This window comes from Mycobacterium sp. IDUB_28 (assembly GCF_055419285.1).
This window is the reverse complement of record NZ_JBVAXK010000004.1, coordinates 169,181-191,787: the sequence shown is the minus strand read 5'-3', so window position 1 is coordinate 191,787 and position 22,607 is coordinate 169,181. Positions and strand designations below refer to the sequence as shown.

Sequence of the window (22,607 nt, the reverse complement as noted above, 5' to 3'; positions counted from 1 at the left end):
CCGGCAACGGCTCAGCGTGCCAGGGCGCCGTCCACCAGTTCGTCGAAGCGGTCCAGCGCTTCGTCGGTGTCGGAGTCGAGGCCACGCAGCGGCCCTCGATCGGCCAGGTAGCGCTGCGCGTACAACCGCGCCACCAGTGCCTTGCGCTCGGCGCCGCGGGTCTCCCGTTCCCAGGCCGCCTGCTCGGTGAGCAGCGCACCCGCGTACACGTCACCCATGAACTGCGCGAGCGGGAACAGTCGCGCCTCGGCCACCGGCGCGTCCAACTTCTCCCACGCCGTGATCGCGCCGTCCAGGTCGTCGATCCGCTCGGCGACCAGACCCGTCGTCGCATCGTCGTCGGACACCGACACCGCGTCGCGCAGCCGCGTCAGCAGGGCTTCGTGGGCGCGGGTCTGCACGATCCCGCGCCGCACGTCCAGGCACAGGATGTTGTCCGGGCCCTCCCAGATGGTGTTGACCTGCGCGTCGCGCAAAAGCCTTGCCACCGGCCAGGTTTCGATGTAGCCGTTGCCGCCGTGGATTTCGATGGCATCCGAGGCGGCGGTGATGCCCAGCCGACTGACTTTCAGTTTGGTGACCGGCACCGCGATGCGCTGCCGGATGCGGCGGGGCTGGCGGTGATTGGCGGCGCCGATGCCGTCGAACACCAGCGCCTGAGCGGCTTCGACATCGACGATCAGTTCGGCGAGTTTGCGGCGCATCAGCGGCTTGTCGATCAGCGGGCCGCCGAAGGCGTGGCGCTGCGTGGCGTAGCACAGGGATTCGACCAGGGCGCGACGCGCGTTGCCGAGCGCGAACAGTGCGATGCCGAGGCGGGCCGCGTTGGTCAACTCCATCATCCGGCCGAGGCCCTTGCCGTCGGATGGGCCGGCGTGGTCGGCGGGTTCCCCGGACAGGAGGAAGGCCTCGGCGTCGACGAACTCGACCTCGCCCGAAGCCACCGACCGGGTGCCGAGTTTGTCCTTCAGTCGCCGCACCCGGACCCCGTTGCGGGAACCGTCCCGACGGGTGCGCAGCACCAGGAAGTTGGCGACGCCCCGGCTGGAGTCGGGTGCGCCGTCGGGCTTGGCCAGCACCACGAACGCCTCGCCGGCACAGTTCGACGCGAACCACTTGAAACCGTTCAGCAGCCAGGCGTCACCGGCCCGGCGGGCGGTGGTCTCCAGCGCACCCAGATCCGAGCCGCCGGTGCGTTCGGTGAGCAACTGCGCGGTTTCGCCGGCCCACTCACCGGAGTCGAACTTGGCCAGCACATGATCGCGCACATCCGGTGGCGCGTAGGCGGCCACCAGCGACTGCACCATCCCGCCGCCGGTGCCCAGCGCGCAACCCATGCCGATGTCGGCCTGGTCGAGCAAGTAGTTGGCGGCAAACATCGGCAGCGACGAATTGAACCCCGCCCCACGCGAGGCCGTGCGCAGTGCCCGTTGGGCATCCAGCACCGCCCGCTTGGACTGCAGGAACGATTCGGGCATGACCACCCGGCTGACGTCGTGGCCCCACCGGTCGTAACGTTCCAGCCGCGGCGGGTTGCGGTCGGTTTCGTCGGCCCAGCGGGTCACCGGGCCGCCCATCAGCGCGCCGATGCTCGCCAGGTGTGGCTCGGCGATCGCCAGTTCGTCCGGCGTGAGGTAGTACGCCATGGTGAACTGCAGCGTGGGGTCGGTCAGATACCAGTTGAGTCCGGTTGCCCCGCTGTAGTTTTCGGTCCGATACCGCTGCGACTTCTCCGGTGTCCAGAACGGCAGCCGGTCCACGGCCTCGAGGTCGTATTCGGTCATGCCGCGACCGTATTACAGAAACTCGCCGGCGCCGCCTACACGGGTGACACGAACTCGCTGGTGTAGAACTCGCCTGGTATCTGATCGTGCGGATTCGCCGTCTCGACGATGACCCACACGCCGGTGGTGCCGGGTCGCAGGGGAGCGGTGATGGTCACGTGCCCCTGACCCGATGCGTCGGTGTCCAGACCGGCGAATGTGGTGCCGGGGTCGCCCGGACCGCAGGTAGCCGACGACGGTCTCGGCGCCTGGATCAGGCCGACGTCGAAATGTGTGCCCGGAGCGGTCGCGATCACCATGTCGATATCGGCGACCGTGGTGGACCCGGAGGTTTTGAAGTTGGCGACGCCGTGCCCGAGTATTGTCTTCGGCCTGATCAAGGCGGTCGAGATGAGGCTGAAATCGCAATTACGCAGGTCAGGGTTAAGTGGTACGCGTGAGGCGGCCGACGCCGTTCCTGTCCCCAGCGACACGAGCGAAGCGCCCAGAATCGTTATTGTCGCGGCGGAAAAACCCAACCGGTTCAGTATGCGCAATTTGCCACCACCATGTCGTACCCGATGAGCCCGATCCAGGACTTATCTATTGACCAGATTCGTCCAGTTCAATCCTGCAATTTCTGGCGGTTCGGCGCAATTGTGGCAGCGGTCCTGATTTTCCGGCGTCGCACATATCCAATTCAGTGGGATCTCAACGTTTTTCGAGCAAAATCAGGGCGCTGAACTGCGGCTTCGATAGGTAAACGGTCCCTGGAATTTGCTTTACAAAACTAACTTAATGTGGCTTTTTGCCGGGTCCGTCAATTTAACGATTTTCGGACAGCACCAGATAATCGGTAAGGACATTCCCCACCGTCATGGCGCCCAGGGCGGTGGGATGTAGCGGCACCGCCCGATTCCGGGTCACGTAACCCTCGACGTATCGTTCGGCCGGCACTGCGCACATGTCGTGCCCGGCCGAAAGTTGACGGGTGTCGAAATATTCAATTCTTTTCTCCGCCGCGAGGCGTCGTTGCCGGTCGCCGAGTTCGTCGATTTTGGCCTGCAGATAGTTGGCGTCGTGCGGCAGGATGGGCTGTTCGGGATAACAACCACCGGCCCGCATCAACAGCCCGTATCCGACGAGGATGATCCGCGCTCGGGGCGCCTGGGTCCGCACCGCGTCGATCATCGCCGCCCATACCGGTATCTGGGCGTTGATCAGACCGGAGATGCGGTCGACGTCGCCGACGACGAACTTGCCGGTACACGGACTCGGATTCGCGCCGGTCGCCTCGCAGGATTCCGCGTCGCCCGCCAGTCCGACGTCGTTGGCGCCCACCGTGATCGTGATCAGTTCCGTATCGGGGGCGACGGCATCGAGCTGACGGTCGACCGGACCCTGGGCGGTCTGCTGGGACCGGCTGTAGATGTCGTCGGTCGTCGCCCCGCTGCAGGTGACGTCGCGAAATGTGGCGGCACGCAGCCGTCGCGCCAACACGGCCGGGTAATTGTTGGTCGATTTGTGGCAGCGCAGCGGTGCGGCCTGCTCCGGCACGCCGGGCGCCGCCGCGAACGAGTCGCCCAAAGCCACGTACCGCGACCGTGCGGCCGAACCGGGGCCGGCCGGCGGCGGCGGGGCGCAACCCAGGCACACGCAGCCCACCAGTGCGGCGATGACCAGGCGAGCGGACCACATGCAGCCCAGTGTTACATCCGGACCCGATCAACACCCCTGGTGTAATGACCGGGTGCGCTACGGGATATCGAGGCGGCGGTTCGGTGTCGCGGCGGGCGTCATGGCCGCCGGCAGCGTCGCAGCGTGCGGGTCCGATCAGGACGAGCCGACGGCCACACCGTCCACGCCACCGCCGCCCGGCGGCGCCGAGGTCTCGGCCCGATCATTGGGTTACACCGTCACCGTGAACAAGCCCGGCGGCGCACCCGGCTACCTGTTCTTCGTCGCCGGCACCACGGCCGCTGACCCGGGCGCCCGAGCCGGCCGCACCGTGGTGCTCGTCGTCGCCGATCGCAGCGGGAAGGTGGTCTGGCACCGTGAACTGCCGCCCGACCAGACCGCGGGCAACCTACGGGTGCAGACCTGGCGGGGGCGGCCGGTGCTCACCTGGTGGCAGGGCACCCGAGTCGGCAGCCACGGTGCCGGCGTCAACTACATCGCCGACGAGCACTACAACGTAATCGACACTCTCACCCCCGGCGGAGACCTCGCGTCGGACATTCACGAATTTCGGCTCACCCCGGACGGCCATGCCCTGATCAGCTGCTACCAGGAGGTGACCACCGACCTCACCGCCATCGGCGGTCCCAAAGACGGCAGGATCTACAACTGCGTCGCCGCAGTGGTCGACGTGGAGTCCAAGCGGACGCTGTTCCGGTGGGACGCGCTCAGCCGCGTGCCGGTGGCCGATTCACCCGCCAAATACACCGCCGGCCAAGTGCTGGACCCCTACCACCTGAACTCGATCGCGCTGGATCCCGCGGGCAACCTGCTGCTCAGCATGCGGGCGCTGTCCACCGTATTCAACGTCGACCCGCGCACCGGGGCGATCAACTGGCAACTCGGCGGCAAGCACTCGAGTTTCGAACTCGGCGACGGTGTCGAGTTCGCCTTCCAGCACGACGCCGAGATGCCGGACGCGGAGACGCTGACCTTGTTCGACAACCACTTCGAAGGTAGCCGCGCCCAACCCGGCGGGGGATCGGTCCCGAGCAGCCTCAAGTGGATCCACCTGGACTTCGCCGCGCGCAAAGCCAGCCTGATCCGCGCCCAGCCACACCCCGGCAACCTCAGCGCCGGCGCCATGGGCAACCTGCAGCAACTGCCCGGCGGCAACACCTTCTCCGGTTGGGGTACCGCCGGACACCTCGCCGAGTTCGGGCCGACCGGGGAGCTGATCTACGACGCCACGCTGCTGGATGGCACCTATCGCGCCTTCCTCGACGTCTGGATGGGCGACCCCGTCGGCCCGCCGCAGTTGATCTTCACCGACAGCGGCGTCCGCGCCAGCTGGAACGGCGCCACCGGGGTGGCGCGGTGGCGACTGCTGCACGGGCCGCTGAGTGACGCGATGATGGAGGTGGCCACCGTGGACTGGACCGGCTACGACACACCGATTCCGTTAGGCGCCAAGGCTGACGGGTATTACCGGCTGCGGCGCTGGACGCGGCCGGCGCCGTCGTCGGCGAGTCGCCGCCGCTCCCGCGGGGACGTTAGGCGCGTTGGTCTGGCGCTGAGCCTGAATCCACGGCGCCGAGCCTGAATTCACGGCGCCGACACGCGGACGGCGCATGACCTGAGTACAGGCTCGGTGGATCAGTCCGGGCTACGGCTTGATCCGGATCTGTCCCGGCGACCACAACCCGCTGCGCGTCGCCTCCCCCAGATCCAGCCGTGCCGGCGGCGCGTCGACCAGAGTGTCGAACTTGCGCAGCGACCCCCAGTCCCGCGCCCAGTCCCGGGACAGGTACGTGGCCATCACGTGCGCGTTGAGCAGCAGGTCGGTGATGCCGAGCAGGCCGCCGTTGGTGCCGTCCTCCCAGGTGTCGGTGTCCAGCTTCTTGGCGTTGTAGTCCGGGGTGATGCGGAACCGCGGGATCTCGGTGACGCCGTTGGTGTGCAGCATCGGCTGCTGGCAGGGGAACGCCAGCCCGACCGCCCAGTCCAGCAGCACCGGCTGCGTTGAGCCGACGTATTCCTGCAGGGAGCGCAGTTCGGGCACCCGCGGCGGAGTGATGGCGATCCAGTCCTCCGGGGTCAGTGACAGGTCCTCGGCCACCACCCGCACCGCGATGGCGTCGGCGGGCATCTTGTCGCGGGCGAACCGCAGGTTGCGCCACGCCTTGGGCTGCTCCCCGTACAGGTCGTCGGGCACCAGTCGCCCGGCCGGGACCAGCGGGCCGGCGCCGGGACGGGCGTACTCCAGCACCACCGTCTGGCCGGTGGTGTAGTGGTGCAGCACGCTGTTGCCGGTGATCTTGCCCGCCGCGGTGATCACCACCAGCGGATGACCATCATCGGGTCTGGGTAGCGAGTACCACGCCGAAGCGAGTTTGCTCTGCTGTTGGGCGCCGGTGGTGTAGGTGCCGGCCAGCGGCACCTGCGCCGGATTGAGTTGGTAGGGCAACGGCACCGTCGAACCATTGATGCCGGGGGTCTTGAGCTTGGTGGGCGCGTCCCAGTCATGGTCGGTGCCGGGCTGGTTGGGCTTCATCACCACCGCCTCGGCGACGGTGTGTTCGGGCACCCCGTTCGGCGAGAAGCCGACGGGATCGGTGCCACCCAGCGGACCCAACGGTCCGTAGTCGCCGGGTAGCGGCGTCATGAAACCGTCGTTGGGATTCGGCTCGACGAGTACGTCGTCGGCCAGTCCGCAACCGCCGGTGAAGGCACGCAGGTTGGACCAGCCGTTGGAGTACGTGGGGTACTGGCGCACGATCCCGATGCCCATCGACGCGACGAACACCAGCACCATGAAGCCGGCTGCCAGGGACACCGGAGCGGTGGTGAGCAACCGGGCCAGCTTGCCCTCGCCGCTGTCGCGGGGCGCGAAATGCAGCCATGCCGCGTACACCGCGGCCAGCGCGAACAGCACGAAAAACATTGTGCTGACGGTGATTCCGGCGATCTTGGGCATGGTGCTGTTGAACGGCACGCCGTAGCTGGACACATACCACCACCCGTTGGTGGTGGCGAAGGACAGGGCCACCACAAACAACACCGCAGCCAGGAAAGCCATCCGGTTACGCGACCAGCGCAGCACCGTTGGCGACACCAGCACCGTCGTCAACCCGGCCATCGCGGCACCCACCGCAGCGAACAGGCCGAAGTGATGCACCCACTTGGTGGGGGCGAACATCAGGAAGAACATGGTGCCGAAAATGACGCCCATCAGCCGCCAGGCCGGCCCGCGGGCCACACCGGGAATCCGCTTGCGGCGCAACATGATAAATACCCCGGTGAACAGACACAGCGCGGCGATCAGGAACCCGAACCGACGCGACAGCGACCCGTCCACCGTCGGCAGGAACAGGTAGTAGTAGCGCAGGTTTTCGGTGTACCAGGCCTGGCTCGGTCCGATCTTGCTGCGAACCCTGGTGGCTTCCAACACCGTTGACAGCGTCTGGTCGGCGAACACCACCGTCAGGATGATGGTGCCGGCGGCCAGCATCGGCGCCAGCAGCGGCAGGGTGCCGCCGACCATGCGCCGGCGTTTGGCCAGGATCCGCAGGATCGGCCGGCCACCGGCCACCAGTGCGGCTACCGCGATCAGCCCGGTGGGTTGCACACCCAGGGTGAACGCCGCGGTGATGATGGCCAGCGCCGCCGGGGTCAACCGGCTGTAGCGCATCGACCGCTCGATCAGCACATAGGTGACCAGCGAGCCGAGTGCGATGATGCCCTCCGGCCGCAGGCCGTTGTTGAACGGCATCCACGCGGTCAGCAGCACCATCGCTGCGGCCCAATTGGCGGGTTTGCTGGCCGCCACCGCCGGACCGAGCCTGGGCAGCACTTCGCGGGACAGCAGCAGCCAGCACACCAGCCCGGCGAACAGGTCGGGCAGCCGCATCCAGATGCTGGCGTCGCTGACGTGGGTCATCAGCGCCAACAGGTTGTAGTACCAGCCGAACGGGTCTTCCGGACTGCCGAACCAGCGGAAGTAGTTGGACATGTAACCGGCCCGGTCGGCGACGCGGGCCATGCCCAGGATGTAGCCGTCGTCCGAGGAGTTGGCCCCGATCACGTGCCACAGCAGGAACGCGAAGATCATCACGCCGTCGAGCAGAGTGAACGTGCGCCAGTTCGCCGGTATCCAGCGGCGCATCCGGTGACCGTCCAGCTGGTCGAGGCGCCACAGCGCGATCAGCGCGACCATGGTGGCCACGATGGCGCCGACCATCGCCAGCAGCTTTAAGGTGGTCGGGGTGGTGGAGAACCGGGTGTCGATGGTCGCCGAGAGTTTCAGCTGCGGCGGCGCCGGCCCGCTGAGGTCGGTGAACACCCCGACGATCTGCGGGCGCAGGTTCGGGTCGGGGAAACCGCCTCGCAGCGGCCCGCCACCGGGATCTTTGAGCCCGATGAACTGGGCGAAGGTGCCGGCGTGCGTGGAGGAGATGTCGATGCGCTCGCAGTTGGGGGAACGCATCAGCTCGCGCGGCACCGACAGGATCACCACGTTGCGGTCGGTGACGTCCACCCGCTTGGCGCTGACCACCACGAACAGCGCGTTGAGGTTGGCGTCCTTACCCTGCTTGGGCGCGGTGCCCAGGATCACGCCGCCCTCAGCTGGCATGTCGCGTTCGATGCTGCACGGCACCGAGGCTTTGAAGTCGACCGGTGTCAGTGAGATCAGCGGTGCGGTGACGCTATTCAGTTGACCGTTCTGCGGCCAGTTGAGCATCGCGGTGGTCTGCACCACCGGCAGCAGCGGTGTCGCGACGGACAACACGAACCCGATCAGCCCGGCGATGGTCGCCACCCACCGGGTCGCTTTCACGTGGCTCGCGCCCGGGTCTGCGCCGGGGTTCGCGGCGGTCATGGCAGCGCCCTGATGGGTCCCTGCCGGCTCCAGCCGGGGACGGTGACCACACCCTGGTCGACGACGGCATCCGGCGCCCGGTCCGGCGGGACCAGCCGGTGGAACTGCTCCACCGATCCCCAGTCGCGATACCAGTCACCGCTCAGGTACGTCGAGATCGTCGACGTCCACTGCAGCGCCTGGGTGAACATGAACGGCCCGCCGGTCTGGGCGGACTGCCACAGGTTCGACGACACCGCGGTCTGTTTGTGGTCGGGCAGGATCCGGTAATCCGGGAGTTCGGCGATGCCGAGATGTTCGGAGAACGGCCGCTGGCAGGGGAAGTTGGCGGCGGTCGCGATGTCCATCAGCACCGGCCGCTGCGAACCGATCAGCTGCTGCAGGGGCTGCAGTTCCGGCACCCGGGGCGGGGTGAACGCGAACCACTGTTCGGAGCTCAGGTTCGGGTCGTAGGCCACGATGCGCGCCAGGTTCGCCTCCGGCGGGGCCCAGGCGAACGGGAAGCGCAGGTTACGCCAGGCCGGTTGCGGCCCGAGATCGATGGGGAACACCTCACCGAGTGGAGCGATGTTGCCGTCGGGTTTGGCCACACCCCACTGCAGTTTCAGCGACTGGCCGTACATGAAGTCGCCGTCCTCCTTGTAAGACCAGATGGCCCCGGCGGCCGAGACCACCACCAGCGGCCGGTCCGGCCTGCGTGCCGGCAGCTGGTACCAGGCTGAGGTGGCGCGCGCGGCCAGGTTGTTCTCGCCGTAGCTGCCCATCACCGGGGTGGTCGCGGGGTTCAGCCCGAACGGGAGCGCGGCGTGGGAGCCGTTGACGCCGACGGGTCCCTTGCCGCCGGCGGTGCCCGCCAAGTCGGTGATGGCCGCGTTGGGTTTGTTGGGGGAGGCGTCGGAATTGACCACCCCGGGCTTGCTGACCACGGGGTCGGATTGCAGATTCTCGCCCACGCCGTCGGGTTTGAAGCCGAACGGGTTGAGCCCGCCCAGCGGACCGTCCGGCCCGAACTGCTGGTTCGGCGCGGGCTGCAGCATGCCGGCGTTGGAGTCGGGTTCGGCCAGCACGTCGTCGGCCATCGCGCAGCTGCTGCTCGACTCCAAGGCCCGCAGGTTGGCTTTGGCCGTGGTGTAGAGCGGATAGCGGAACACCGCGCCCTTGGCCATCGAACCGACCTCACCCAGCACCATGATCACCGCCACCACCAGCAGCGGTGTGGAGGCCAGCACCCGGTTGCGCCGGTTGTTCTTGACCTCGGTGTGTCCGGCTGAGACTTTCCGGAAGTCCATCCGGAAGTGGTACCAGGCGCCCAGCAGGCCGGTGAGAATCGACAACGTCAGGAACATCGACGTCACCGGGTGGCTGGCCACGACCGGTTGAATGTCGTACCACGGCACGCCGTAGTTGCCGACGTAGAACCAGCCGTTGATGCCCGACGTAGCCCACGCCAGCACGAACAGCAGCGCGGTGACGTACAGGGCCAGGTTGCGGCGGCTGTGCAGGCCGATCCGGGCCACGCTGAAGCTGGTGACCGCACCCAGCGCGCCGGCCAGCCCGGCGAAGACGCCGAACTGGATCGCCCACTTGGTCGGGGTGAACGTCAGCAGCAGCAGGCCGATCGCCGTGCTGCCGATCAGTCGCCAGGCCGGTCCGGAGGCCAGTCCGGGCACTCGGCCGCGCCGCAACAGCACGAACAACATCCCGAACATGCACAGCAGCAGGATCAACGCGGCGAACCGGCGCGCCATCGAACCGTCGGCGTTGCTCTCCACGGTGAGGAAGTAGTAGCGCAGGAAGTCCTGGTACCAGGCGATCGTCGGCCCGACCGTGTACTTGATCCGGGCGGACTCGGCCACCGTGGCCAACGTCTGCGACCGGAACACCAGCACGGTGATCAGCGACAACGCCGCCGCCAGCACTGCCAGCGGGGCCAGCACGCCGTCGACGGCGCGGCGCCGGCGAATGGTCTGCGCGATGGCGCGGGCTCCGGTCAGCAGCGGTGCGACCGCGATCAACCCCTGGGGGGCCAGCGTCACCGTGAACACCGCGACGATGATGGCCACCGCGGCCGCCGCCAGGCGGGCCAGGCCGATCGACCGTTCCACCATCATCCAGGTGATCAGCACACCCAGGGCGATCAGCGGCTCGGGCCGCAAGCCGTTGTTGAACGGCAACCACGCGGCGATGAACACCGCGCCCGCGGTCCACACCGCAACCCGGTTGGCGGCTAGTCCGCCGGCGCCCGGCCCGAGCCGGCGCAACACGCAGTGGCTGATGATCAGCCAGCAGGCGATGCCGGCCAGGGTGGCGGGCAGCCGCATCCAGACCCCCGCCGTGCTCACCTGCGTCATCGTGGACAGCACGCTCAGATACCAGTCGAACGGCGCGTCCGTCGTCCCGAAGTAGCGGTAGTAGTTGGCGACGTAACCGGCCTTCGGCGCCACCCGGGCCAGGGTCAGGTTGTAGCCGTCGTCGGAGGTGATGGCACCGATCAGATGCCAGCCGAGCAGCGTCGCGATCACCCCGGCATCGGCGATCCAGGTGGCCAGCCCGACCCGCCCGGTCCGGGGCCGCTGCCCGCGTGGGCGGTAGCGCGCCAACCAGGCGACCGACGAGCGCCAATGCCGTACCGAATCGCCGCGGCCGAGCCGGTCCAGCGCGCCCAGCGCGCCGATGGCTACCAGGACGGCCAGCACTCCCAACACCATCGCGACGGTTTTCAGCGCGGTGGGCGCCAGGATGAACCGGGTGTCGACGTCCACTCGGGCCGACAAACCGGGCTGGGGCGGCACTTTCAGGTCGGTGAAGATACCGCCCACCTGCGGCTTCTTCTCCGGGGGCAGCTTGCCCGCCGCGTTGGGGATTCCGACGAAGTCCGCGCCCGCGCCGCCGGCGTCGGCCCAGACATGCAGCACTTGGCAGCCGCCGGCGGCGATGGCCGCCCGCGGCGCCACGGCGGCCACGGTGTCGCGAAACGCGACGACGACGGTGTCCTTGTTGGCCCGGACGAACAGGCCGTGCTTGCCGGTCTGGAAGCCGTCCGCCGGCAAGGTGGACAACACCAGCCCGCCGTCAGCGGGCAGGGTGGCCATCGCCGAGCAGGGGATGGAGATGTCGAGTGCCCGAGGTGCGCCGGAGACCAGCGGCGCCGTGATCTGACTGATGTTGCCGTCCTGGGTGCCCTGCGGCCACCGGATGGTCGCGGTGGTCTGCCGCACCGGCAGCAGCGGGACCAGCAGGCACAACAGCAGACCGGTGACCCCGGCGACGACGGCGATCAACCTGGCGATCCGGTGGGATCGCTCATTACCGTCGGGGGACACGAGGCTCGATCGTAGGCGACGCCGGTCAGTGCGTTGAGGATGCAGGGCCGCTGGGGGGCTCTGTGCCTGACGCCAATGCGGCCTCGTCGTCGACGGCTAACCGCTAGTCTTCGGTTACCGGCAGAGCACCCTGGGGGACGACGTGGGCAGGAGCGAATACCGTTTCGCCACGCGTGCGCTGCGTGAAGGACGCTTGATGAGGCCGTTCCGAGCGGCCGCCGCGGCGTGCTGCTTCTGTCTGGCCGGTCTGGTCGTGGCGGTTCAGTTCGTGCCGAGCGGTCCCGCGGGGCCGCTCGCCAGCTGGGTGCAACTCGGTATCGCCTGCACCGGTGTCGCCTACGGCGTGGTGTGGCTGCTCGGCCACTGGCCGAGATACCGGCAGGCGCTGGCCTTCGCGATGTGGGGGGACGTGGCGATTGCCGTTGCGGCCGCGACCATGGCGACGCCCGAATCGCGCCTGTGCGCCACGCTGTATCTGGGTCTGATCGCTGTCTTCGCCGCGTTCCTGCTGGGTACGGCTGCGCTCTTATGGCATTGCGGATTCGCCACCGGGGTGATCGGGGGGATCACCGTTTGGGCGGTGATCGTCGACGACGCCGACGCCTTCGGCCTGTTCGTCTACTACATGCCCGCGCTGACCTGGGTGGTCGTTGTGCCCCTGACCGGCGTGGTGTTGATCGAAGGTGGTCGCCGGGCGATCCGCCGCACGGCGCGCTCAGCGCACTACGATCCGCTGACCAGGCTGCGCAACAGACGCGGACTGAATGCCTCGTTCGAGGTCGCGGTTCGACGACAGCCGCCGGGCGCCACGGTGGCCGTCGCGGTGTGTGACATCGACCGGTTCAAAGCCCTCAACGACGCGCACGGCCACTCGGTCGGCGATGCCGCCCTGATCGCGTTGGCTCTGAAGCTGCGGTCGATCGCACGAGCCGAGGAGATCACCGCACGGATCGGCGGCGACGAGCTGGTACTCGTCGTTTTCGGAAACGAGACCGATGACATGGCTGCGCTGTTGCACCGGCTCGACGCTATGACGTTCACCCGGATCGACGCGGTCTCCCTGAGCGCGAGCGTCGGCGTCGCGGCGCACGCGGCCGCCCAGGATCCGTACTTCTCCCTCGATGATCTGCTGCGGAAAGCCGACGCAGCCATGTACGAAGCGAAGCGGTCCGGCGGCGGAAGCCTGCACCTGCACCGTGCGGACCAGCCGAAGCCGTCCGACGCCGCCGACAGCGCGAGGGCGTGAACGCGGTCAGCTCTTGCGCAGCGGCGCCGGATCCCACAGGCCGCTGCGGGTGACCGTGCCGAGTTCGAGGCGGGCGGGCACGGCGTCGGGGTAGAACGGCGACAGCCGCTGCAGCGCGCCCCAGTCCCGGAACCAGTCGTCCTTGAGATAGCTCGCCACCGTGGTCGCGCGGGCCAGCAGTTCGGTGATTCCCAGCGGGCCGCCGCCGAGGTGATCCATCACCGGGGAGTTGGCTTCGGCGCCGAACCGGTCGGGCAGGATGCGCCACTTGGGCGCCTCGACGACGCCGTTCTGGTGGCCGAACGGCCGCTGGCACGGGAACGCCAGCCCGACCAGCCAGTCCAGGAACACCGGATCGTTGGGGCCCACCACGTCCTGCAGCGTGCGCAGCTTCGGGACCCGGGGTGGGGTCAGGCCGATCCAGTGCTGCGGGGCCAGGTCGTCGTCGTCGGCCACCAGGCGGATCTGCGTGGCGGAGTCGGGGATCGCGGACAACGGCGTACGCAGGTTGCGCCAGGCCGGGACCGCGCCCACATCCGCGAATCCCATTGAGCCACCGTGCTTTCCGGCGGCAGCCTGTTCATCGGTGGCCCACTGCACCTGGACCTCGCGCGGGTCGAACCGGCCGGCCGCCGTGACCACCAGCAGCGGCGTCTTGCTGCGCTGATCCTTCGGTGGCAGCCGGTACCAGCCCGAGCGCAACGTGGCGGGCACCTGGATTCCGGAGCGCCAACTGCCCAGCACCGGGACGCGGGCCGGTTCCAAGTTGAACGGCAGGCTCGCCCGGGAACCGTTGATGCCCGGCGCGGCGGTGGTGCCGCCCTCGGTGCCGGGGTCGCTGCCGGTGACCACACCGTCGTCGCTGGCGAAATTACGGTCGCCCGGCCGTTCCATCACCGGGTCGGCAGAGACGTCGGCGGGAATTCCGTTGGGCGTGAAGGCTTCCGACAGACCCGCACCCAGCGCGTCGGCGACCGGCGCACTCACCGGTTCCAGCATCCCGGCCACGGGGTCCAGTTCCACCAGTACGTCTTCGGCCAATCCGCAGGTGCGGCCGGTCAGCGCCTGCAGATTGGAGCGGCCCACCGTCCAGGCCGGGTACTGCGAGATCATCGCCGAGGTGAGCGAGGCGACTTCCATCAACACCAGCAACCACGTCGCAACTGCCAACGGGGACTGCAGGATTCGCGAAATCGGAGCGCCGACGCGGGTCTGCTGGAATTTGCCGGGCCGGTCGTCGTCGGTGGTTTTGAAGTGGAACCACGCGGCGATGAGCAACACCACCACGGTGAGTTCCAGCAGCGCGGTGGTCAGCGACCAGCGCCACTTCGGGAACGAATTCGACCACGGCACACCGAAGTTCGACACATACCACCAGCCGTTGACGCTGGCGAACGACATGGCCATCACGAAGATCACCACGGCCGCGAACATGGTGCGGTTACGCCGAGACCGCATCGCCGCGCCGGTCACCGCCACCGCGGCCAGCGCGCCCAGCGAACCGGCCAGCCCGGCGAACACCCCGAAGTGGTGTGTCCACTTGGTGGGGGTGAACATCATCGCCAGGAACGAGATGATGGTGATGCCGATGATGCGGCGGCTCGGGCCGGCCGCGGTGCCGGGGATGCGGCCCTTGCGCAGCGACATCGCCACCGCGATCGCCAGCGCGACCAGCAGCGCCAGCACCGCGAAACGGCGCGCCACCGAACCGTCCGGGCTGGGCATGAACAACCGCTCGTAGCGGATGTGCTCGTCGAACCATTTCAGGCTCGGCCCCACCGCCTGCTTGAGCAGGCTGGCCTGCATCTCGCTGGCCAGCGTCTGATCGCGGAAGATCAGGATCACGGTGACGGTGGTGGCGGCCAGGATCGGCGTCACCAGCGGCAGGATCCCGAACTGCTTGGAGCGCCGGTGCAGGATGGTGCGCAGCGGGCCGATCGCCACCAGCAGCGCACCGATGGAGGCGATACCGGTCGGTCCGGAGAACAACGTCAACGCGCCGATGATGCACGCCATCGCCACCGGCAGCAGCCGGCTGGTCGCCACCGCGCGTTCCACCGAGCACCAGGTCAGCAGGATGCCCAGGGCGATGATCGGCTCGGGCCGCAGGCCGTTGTCCAGCGGCAGCCACACCACCAGGAACATCCCGGCCGCCGTCCACGCTGCGGCCCGGCTCTTCTTGACGGCGTGACCCAGTCGGGGGATGACTTCCCGGCTGATCACCCACCAGCAGGTCAGCGCCATCACCAGGACCGGCAGCCGCATCCAGATGCTGGCCGTGGTGACGTGCGCCCAGATCGCCAGCAGGTCGTAGTACCAGCCGAACGGCGCCTCGGGCGTGCCGAACCAGCGGTAGTAGTTCGCCATGTAGCCGGCGTGTTCGGACACCCGGGCCATGGTCAGGATGTAGCCGTCGTCGGAGGTGTTCGCGCCGACGAAGTGCCACCACCCCAGCACCGCGATGACCAGCACGTCCAGCCCGCCGACCGACCACCACCGCGACGGCAGGAACCGACGGTGGCGGGTGCCGTCGGCGGTGTCCAGAATGTGCAGCGCGATCAGCGAGGCCGCGGTCATCAGCAGCCCCAGGACCATCGCGGCCATCTTCAGCGTCGTCGGGCTGGTGCTGTAGCGGCTGTCGACGGTCGCCGAGAAGCTCAGACCCGGTGGCGCCGGCCCGGACAGGTCGGTGAACACCCCCACGATCTGCGGCCGGAAGTCGTACCCGCTCTTCTCGCCGCGCAGCGGCTGGCCGGGATGCTCGGTCGTCGGACCCTGCTTGAGTCCCACGAATTCGCCGATGACCCGGTCCGCGTGCGCGGTGAACGTCATGCGCTGGCAGGACGGTCCCAGCACCTCGCTCATCGGGGCGGTGACCACCGGCACGTTGCGCACGATCAGCACCAGGTCGTCGTTGACGCGTTGCAGCAGCAGCCCCCGGTCGATGGCTTTGGGGGCCTGTTTGGGCACTGTGGACAGCAGGACCGTCTTGCCGGCGTTCTGCGGACCGGCCAGCCCGGCGGCGGCCTGGCAGGGCACGGTGATGTTCAGGTCGGTGGCCACGTAACTGATCAGCGGCGCATCGACGCTGCCGAAGGTGCCGTTCTGCGGCCAGTTGAGCTGGGCGGTTGTCTGCTTGACCGGTAGCAGCGGCGTTGCCAGGGCCAGGGCGGTTCCCAGCAGACCCGCGACGACGGCGACGAGCCGAGCGATTCGGTAGTTTGCTCCCGGTTCGCTCACGGAGGTAGATGCTAGTTGTTGAGCGGCGGCGGGTGCCGTGTCGGTCGCCATCAGCCGCTCGGCTTGCGGACGGCCACCACGAACGGGCCGATGGTCTCGACGGCGAAGCGCGGATCGCTGAACAGCGCCGCTTTGAAGTCCACGGTGTAGCGACGGACGTTGGGCTGGTTGGGGTAGACGTCCTCGGCCAGGCGAAGCGTGTAGGTGTTGCCGGCGCCGCGGCGCATCAGGAAGACGGTCGGTGGTGGCCAGGGCAGCGTGTCCAGTGCCCGGATCAACTCGTCCGCGGTCTTGAGCTGGGACCAGCTTTCGATCGCGCCGGCCCGCTTGTCGAACTGCGCCAGCGGATTCGCATAGTGCGACGTCAGACCCTGGAAGCCCCAGTAGGGATAGAACGACAGGAAGCTGTAATCGGCGGTGAGCACCACGGTCTGATCGCGCGGTTTGCCGGTCACGTGCTGGATGGCGGCGTCGACGGCCGCGTAGTACTTCTCCGCGCCGGGCGGGCGCCGGTCGCCGCGCTGGCCGTCGCCGCCGGTGTCGGTGTAGGCGATGGTCAGGTCGGGCCGCAGCACGTCGGGAATATCCTGGCTGAAGGCGATGGCCCCGGTGAGCCCGATCGCCGCGGCGACCGGGAACCACGCGCGACGGCGCCTGGTCAGCGCGTGCACGCCGTCGATGAATCCGAAGACTCCGGCCGCGACCAACAGCACCGACAGGGTGGGCTGCAACCGGAACGAGAGCAGGGTGGTCCGCGCCAGGGTGGTCAGCATCGACAGCAGCGACCACAGGTAAACCGCCAGCACGCCGATGGCCAGCCCGCCGGCCCGCACCGAGCTGCGGGCCCGGATCACCAGCCACAGCGTGCCCAGCAGGCACATCGCGCCCAGCAGCGAGAACTGCAGCATCGGGAAGGTCAGCTGGGCGCCGTCGGCCGGCAGGTAGTGCTGGGCGCTGCCGGTGTTGCTGACCGGGTCGCGCAGCGCGCGCGACAGGAAGGGCACCCAGGTGATGGATCCGATCACCGCCGCGATGACGGCCATGACGGCCAGTCGGTACAGCGGGTCCAGGGCGGCTCTCTTGTCGGTGCGCCATCGCGCAGCGGCCAGGCCGAGCGCCATCAGCGTTACCGCGAATGCGGTGTAGCCGAACAGCAGGGTGTACCAGGTGGCGGTGAAGCCGAGGAACAATCCGGCGCCGACGACGGCCGCCCAGCCCGCTGTCCCGCCGAGCGTCACGCCAGCGTGGCTTTCGCCGTCGAGCGTCACGCCAGCGTGGCTCCCGTCGACTGTCCCGCCGGCTGTCCCGCCGAGCGTCACGCCAGCGTGGCTTTCGTCGTCGAGCGTCACGCCAGCGTGGCTCCCGTCGACTGTCCCGCCGGCTGTCCCGCTGAGCGTCACGCCAGCGTGGCTGTCGTCGTCGAACGTCACGCCAGCGTGACGCTCGACCGAGGGGCGGGCAGCCGCCCGCAATCCCGACCAGGTCAACACCAGCACCGGCGGCAGCAGCACGGTGATCATCGCGGCGTAGGGCTCCGGGGAGCTGTAGGCCAGCGTCACCGCCGCGGTGGCGGTGGTGACCAGCAGCGCGTACTCGAAGCGGATCATCCGCCACCACAACACCAGCGCGACAGCAACCGCGACAGTGATCGAGGTGATCGCCCACGGCTTGAACGCTTCCCAGCCCGGCGTCCCGGTGAGTGCCGCCGCCCGTCCGCCGATCCAGAACCAGCCCGGCGGGTAGAACGGCGGCAACCCGAGGTAGGTCATGTCGCGCAGCTGCGGACTGTCCGTCAGCCGGGTCAGGTATTCGGTGCGGAACTGCTGGTCGACGGAGATCCCGAACAGGTACAGCTTGGTGGCTCCCAACGGCATGCCGAGCGTGACAACGGTGAACGCCGAGACGAACCCCAATCCGCCCAACCGGGCCAGCCGGCGGAACCGGCCGTGCCGCCACACCAGCCCGACGGCAAGCAGCCCGGCCAGGCAGCCGACCTGGCCGACGGTGGTCAACGCGTGCAGCTGGTTGGACGACGGGAACGCCGGCCACTGCACCCGCGAAATGGCCGACAGCGACACGACCGCTATCACAATCGCCACGAAGGCCGCAGCGGCCATCTGGCCCACGGTGGCCAGCGCATTGCGCATGGTCAGATGGGCAGCTTGCGGAAGATGCTCCGCGGGACGTGCCGCAACACCATCATCACGTAGCGGAATGTTGCCGGCGCCCAAACCAATTCCTTACCTTTAGCGGCAGCGGTGACCGCGAGGTCGGCGACGTACTCCTTGTCGACGGTCAGCGGCGCTTCTTTGGCGCCGGTCGCCTGCCAGTATGCGATCGTCGTGGTGGTGCGAACCTGGCCGGGACGGATCACCAGCACCCGGACGCCGAACTCGCGCAGTGCTTCTCCGAGCCCGAGATAGAAACCGTCCAGGCCGGCCTTGGTGGAGCCGTAGACGAAGTTCGACCGCCGCACCCGCTCCCCGGCGGCGCTGCTCATCGCGATGATCTGGCCGAAGCCCTGGGCCTTCATCTTCTCGCCCAGCAGTACACCCACCGAAACCGCTGCGGTGTAGTTGACTTCGGCGATCTGAACCGCCTTGCGCTGGTTCTGCCACAGCTCCTCCGCGTCGCCGAGCAGGCCGAACGCCACGATGGCGACGTCGACGTCGCCGCCGGCGAAGGCTCGGTCGATGACTCCGGGATGGCTGTCGGTGCTGGTGGCGTCGAAGTCGATCCATTCGACGGATTTGGCGCCGGCCGCCGTCATCGCGGCGGTGGCTTCCGCCTTGCGGGGATGGTCGGGCAAGTCCGCCAATATGATTCGCGCGGCAGCGTTGCGCAGATAGCGTTCGCAGATGGCCAACCCGATCTCGGAGGTGCCTCCGAGCAGCAGGATGGTCTGCGGATTACCGACAGCGTCCAGCACCATCTAGAGCAGCTCCAAACGTCGGGCCATGTCAGAGGCGAACACCCCTGACGGGTCAACCTTGCGGCGCACCGCAATCCATTCGTCGATGCGTGGATACATGGCGTGGAACGTCTCGGCGCTCACGCGGGAATCCTTGGCGGTGTAGACGCGGCCACCGAATTGCAGTACCCGGCGGTCGAGTTCGTTGAGGAACTCATTGATGCTGGGCTTGTTGGGGAAGTCCATCGCGACGTTCCAGCCGGCCATCGGGAAGCTCAGCGGTGCGCGATTGCCGGGGCCGAACAGCTTGAACACGTTGAGCGCCGAGTAGTGGCCCTGGGTCTGGATCCAGCGGATGATCGCTTTGAACTCGTCCATCGCATCAGGTGGGACCAGAAACTGATGCTGCGCGAAACCCATTGGCCCGTAAGCATTGTTCCAGCCACTGACCAGGTCCAGCATGTGGTAGAACTGCGACAGGTTCATGATCTTGCCGCTGTAGGTGCCACCCAGCCGGTAATACACCTCGCCGATCGCCATGAAGGACAGCTTGTTCATCGCACTGACCGGAAACACGTTCGGCACCGTAAGCAGTTGCGGTGCATCGAATTTCAGCGGATTCTTGGCCAGCTTCGGGGGCAGTTGATCCAGCGTCGCCAGACTGCCGCGGCTGACCGCAGCCCGGCCGAGCTTCGGCGGCGGACTGATCAGGTCGAACCAGGCGCTGGAATAGGTGTACTTGTTCTCGCTGCCGTCGAGGTGCACGGCGACGGTCTCGTCGAGGTCCTTGGTCGCCACGCCGTCGGCGATGAAGTACGCCGTCTCGGTCGGTGTCATCTCGATGGTGGCCCGCAGGATGATGCCGGTCAGGCCGTTGCCGCCGACGGTCGCCCAGAACAACTCGGCCTGCTCGCCGTCGGGAGTGAGGCGGCGGATCTGCCCGTCCGCGGTGAGCAGGTCCATCGACCGCACATGGTCGCCGAAGCTGCCCGCGCTGTGATGGTTCTTGCCGTGGATGTCGCAACCGATCGCCCCGCCGACGGTGACCTGTCGGGTTCCGGGCAGTACCGGGACCCAGAGCCCGAACGGCAGCGCCGCCTTCATCAGCTGATCGAGGCTTACGCCGGCCTCCACGTCGACGATCCGAGTGTCGGCGCTGATCGAGTGGATGCGGTTGAGCCCCGTCATGTCGATCACCAGGCCGCCGCCGTTTTGTGCGTTGTCGCCGTAGGACCGACCCAGGCCGCGGGCGATCACGCCGCGGCCGCCGGCTTCGGCGACGCGGGCGACTGCCTTGGCCACCACTTCGGGATCACGGGTCGAGAGCACATCGGCCACCGACGGCGCGGTGCGGCCGAACCCGGTCAGCCGGGTCGGGGTGGTCGGGATATCAGCGCTGAACATCGTCCAAGAGGGTACCGCGAGCCCGGGTGACGACGATGCGGGACGCGAGCGTCCGGGTGCGGCGGCGAATCGAACGCTGAAGCCGGCTCAGCGAACGCGGAAGATCACGGTGCGCTGCACCACGAAGTTGATGACCGTCGCGACACCCTGGGCGATCACGAACGCGACCGGGATCGCCCAGCTGCGGTAGTGCAGCAGCGCCAGGCACAAGTGGTTCAGACCGACCTGCACGGCGAAGGTGACTCCGTACAAGGCCATGACGGCGGCGAACCGGGAACGGCTCGGCGCGGCCTGGAACGTCCACCGCCGGTTGATCAGATAGGCGGTGATGGTGCCGATCACCACGCTGATGAACTTGGACAGGTCAACTTGCAGACCCACACCCTTGTAGAGCGCCACGTAGACGCTGAAGTCGACGATGGCCGCGAACACGCCGGTGATGACGAAGCGCAGCGCCTGGGTGGTCAGGTGCAGATATTTGTGCTGGTCCTCACTGGCCGGCACGGCGTCAGGTTCGGGCGGGAGCGTCGTCAACTGGGCAACTTCACCGAGATCAGCTCCACCTGGGTGGGGCCCTGCGGGGTGGAATAAGTCACCGTGTCGCCGGCTTGGCGGCCGGCCAGTGCCTGGCCCAGCGGGCTGCGGGCGGTCAACGTCTCGGCTTCGTGACCCACCGGCGTCTCCTCGACGATCGAGATGACGTGCATCGTCACCACTTCACCGTCGGCGAACCGCAGGGTCACCTCGGTTCCGGCCGGCAACGCATCCGACGGATCGGTGTCGGCCGGCCCGGCCTTCAACCGTCGGTCCAGTTCGTTGATCCGATCCGCAAGCACGGCCAGTTCGTCGGCACGCTGGATGGCCTCGGCGGCGTCGCCGTGGTCACCGACCATGCCGCGGTCATTCTTGACCTCGACCTCCAGCCGGTCGCGCCGCTGCCTGAGCCGGTCCAGTTCGGCAGCGAGGTTGTCGCGCGCCGCTGCTGCCAGGTCAGTTGACTGGGCTTCCTCGCTCACCTGCGCCGCCTTTTCGCCCTGTGAAGTGCCGTCGGAGATTTGTGGCTTTCAGTGATACACCACAACTATCCCGGCCGTCACTGGTATTCCGCGCGGCAGGGAACCCGTTGGCTAGCGCTGAGCGTTCTGAGCAGGCAGCGCCGTCAGCGTGATCACCTCGTTGCCGCTCTCCCGGGCGGCGATGCGCGACACCCAGGTCCGGCCGCCGGTGGCGTGCGCGAGGGTCCGCTCCACGGTGTCGAACGTCCAGGCTGCCGAGGCTTCGGTGGCGGTGCTTTCCACGATCCGGATGTCGACCACACCGCGGTCGGCCAGCAGTTCGAACAAGTCGCGTTGCGGGTCGTTGGCGGCGATCAGGGTGGTGTGGCCGAACTGCCGTCGCAGCGCGGCGCGGATGTGTTGGAGCACCTGCCAGTCAAGTGCCGGTTCGGTTCCAGCGCAAGCGAATTCGATGTCGAACGCGAGCTCGAAACCGTGCAGGAACAGGTGCTTGCCGTCGTCGGACCAGGAACGACGGCAGCACGACAAGGCACCGAACCGCTTCCGCAGATGAGACCGCGCCACCCGGCCGATCGGGGCGTCGTCACGATGCATCGTGGCGGTATGGACGGTTTCAGCAACAGCTAGATCGGTCATGGTCATTCGGCCGCTAATTTGACGAGCTCTTGTCTGGTGCGGGTGAGGAAGTCGCGCTGGCGCTCGGCGCTGTGCCGCAATGCGCCGTAAAACGCCAGGGTGGTGGTGTCGGCGTGCGGCGCAGCGCACGCGTAGGCGCCCTCGACCAACACGCCCACCCCGTACGGGGCGAGTTCGTGGTGCACCCACAGGCCGATCCGCGTCGCCATGCGCTGCTGGACCTGGATCCCACTCGAGCACGCATCGACGATCCGGGTGAATTCCGGATGCTTCAACGGCTTTCCGCTGCGCAGGTAGCCGATGTGCACGGCACCGTGGAACGGCAGCAGGTGCTCTTCGCACAGGGAATGAAACGGGATCGGGCGCACCAGTTCGAGATCGACTTCGGCGGGTGGTGCGCCGTCACCACCGATCGGATAGTGCAACAAGATGTCGACGGCGAGCGAGGTGCCGTGGTCATGACGCAGCATGCGGCATAGCCTCGGACCGCATCCTTGGCGGATCCTCAAAGG

The 22,607-nt window shown here is 67.9% G+C and carries 15 protein-coding genes; 2 read left to right on the top strand and 13 right to left on the bottom strand.

What is annotated here, in order from left to right; all coding sequences use genetic code 11:
• Nucleotides 1-11: 11 nt before the first annotated feature.
• The 3 genes from ACZYZ9_RS10365 to ACZYZ9_RS10355 form a co-directional block, all read right to left on the bottom strand.
• Nucleotides 12-1,784, bottom strand: coding sequence for an acyl-CoA dehydrogenase family protein (locus tag ACZYZ9_RS10365; RefSeq protein WP_463826175.1), 1,773 nt, complete (start codon nt 1,782-1,784; stop codon nt 12-14).
• A gap of 35 nt (nt 1,785-1,819) precedes the next feature.
• The gene (locus ACZYZ9_RS10360; protein WP_463826174.1) at nt 1,820-2,164 is read right to left on the bottom strand and encodes a hypothetical protein; all 345 of its coding nucleotides are present in this window, start codon (nt 2,162-2,164) and stop codon (nt 1,820-1,822) included.
• Nucleotides 2,165-2,588: 424 nt separating this feature from the next.
• Nucleotides 2,589-3,461 (bottom strand): SGNH/GDSL hydrolase family protein, encoded by an 873-nt coding sequence (locus ACZYZ9_RS10355; RefSeq protein ID WP_463826173.1) that lies wholly within the window; start codon nt 3,459-3,461, stop codon nt 2,589-2,591.
• Nucleotides 3,462-3,561: 100 nt separating this feature from the next.
• Between ACZYZ9_RS10355 and ACZYZ9_RS10350 the strand changes: the two genes are divergently transcribed.
• Entirely contained in the window at nt 3,562-5,043 is a 1,482-nt protein-coding gene (locus ACZYZ9_RS10350; RefSeq protein WP_463826172.1) for an arylsulfotransferase family protein, read from the top strand.
• A 63-nt stretch (nt 5,044-5,106) separates the two neighbouring features.
• Here the strand turns inward: ACZYZ9_RS10350 and embB are convergent, their stop codons facing one another.
• Both embB and ACZYZ9_RS10340 read right to left on the bottom strand, forming a co-directional pair.
• Entirely contained in the window at nt 5,107-8,319 is a 3,213-nt protein-coding gene (embB, locus tag ACZYZ9_RS10345) for an arabinosyltransferase EmbB (protein ID WP_463826171.1), read from the bottom strand.
• Nucleotides 8,316-11,642, bottom strand: a complete 3,327-nt coding sequence (locus ACZYZ9_RS10340) for an arabinosyltransferase domain-containing protein (protein WP_463826170.1) — start codon at nt 11,640-11,642, stop codon at nt 8,316-8,318. The genes embB and ACZYZ9_RS10340 overlap by 4 nt, the downstream gene beginning before the upstream one ends.
• A gap of 196 nt (nt 11,643-11,838) precedes the next feature.
• Between ACZYZ9_RS10340 and ACZYZ9_RS10335 the strand changes: the two genes are divergently transcribed.
• Nucleotides 11,839-12,888 carry a GGDEF domain-containing protein gene (locus ACZYZ9_RS10335; protein ID WP_463826169.1) on the top strand — a complete coding sequence of 350 codons (1,050 nt, stop codon included), beginning with the start codon at nt 11,839-11,841 and terminating at the stop codon, nt 12,886-12,888.
• Between the two features lie 6 nt (nt 12,889-12,894).
• Here ACZYZ9_RS10335 and ACZYZ9_RS10330 read toward each other — a convergent pair whose 3' ends face one another.
• The 8 genes from ACZYZ9_RS10330 to ACZYZ9_RS10295 form a co-directional block, all read right to left on the bottom strand.
• Nucleotides 12,895-16,179, bottom strand: a complete 3,285-nt coding sequence (locus ACZYZ9_RS10330; protein ID WP_463826168.1) for an arabinosyltransferase domain-containing protein — start codon at nt 16,177-16,179, stop codon at nt 12,895-12,897.
• A complete protein-coding gene (locus ACZYZ9_RS10325; protein ID WP_463826167.1) occupies nt 16,179-18,275 on the bottom strand; it encodes a galactan 5-O-arabinofuranosyltransferase in 2,097 nt (698 codons plus the stop codon). The genes ACZYZ9_RS10330 and ACZYZ9_RS10325 overlap by 1 nt, the downstream gene beginning before the upstream one ends.
• A gap of 2 nt (nt 18,276-18,277) precedes the next feature.
• Nucleotides 18,278-19,060, bottom strand: a complete 783-nt coding sequence (locus ACZYZ9_RS10320; protein ID WP_463826166.1) for a decaprenylphospho-beta-D-erythro-pentofuranosid-2-ulose 2-reductase — start codon at nt 19,058-19,060, stop codon at nt 18,278-18,280.
• A complete protein-coding gene (locus ACZYZ9_RS10315) occupies nt 19,061-20,443 on the bottom strand; it encodes an FAD-binding oxidoreductase (RefSeq protein ID WP_463826165.1) in 1,383 nt (460 codons plus the stop codon).
• Between the two features lie 87 nt (nt 20,444-20,530).
• Nucleotides 20,531-20,896: a GtrA family protein gene (locus tag ACZYZ9_RS10310; RefSeq protein WP_463826422.1), complete on the bottom strand. Its 366-nt coding sequence runs from the start codon at nt 20,894-20,896 to the stop codon at nt 20,531-20,533.
• Between the two features lie 77 nt (nt 20,897-20,973).
• Nucleotides 20,974-21,459, bottom strand: coding sequence for a GreA/GreB family elongation factor (locus ACZYZ9_RS10305; protein WP_463826164.1), 486 nt, complete (start codon nt 21,457-21,459; stop codon nt 20,974-20,976).
• A 111-nt stretch (nt 21,460-21,570) separates the two neighbouring features.
• A complete protein-coding gene (locus ACZYZ9_RS10300) occupies nt 21,571-22,101 on the bottom strand; it encodes a 6-carboxytetrahydropterin synthase (protein WP_463826163.1) in 531 nt (176 codons plus the stop codon).
• A complete protein-coding gene (locus ACZYZ9_RS10295) occupies nt 22,098-22,565 on the bottom strand; it encodes a GTP cyclohydrolase I (RefSeq protein WP_463826162.1) in 468 nt (155 codons plus the stop codon). The genes ACZYZ9_RS10300 and ACZYZ9_RS10295 overlap by 4 nt, the downstream gene beginning before the upstream one ends.
• Nucleotides 22,566-22,607 lie beyond the last annotated feature (42 nt).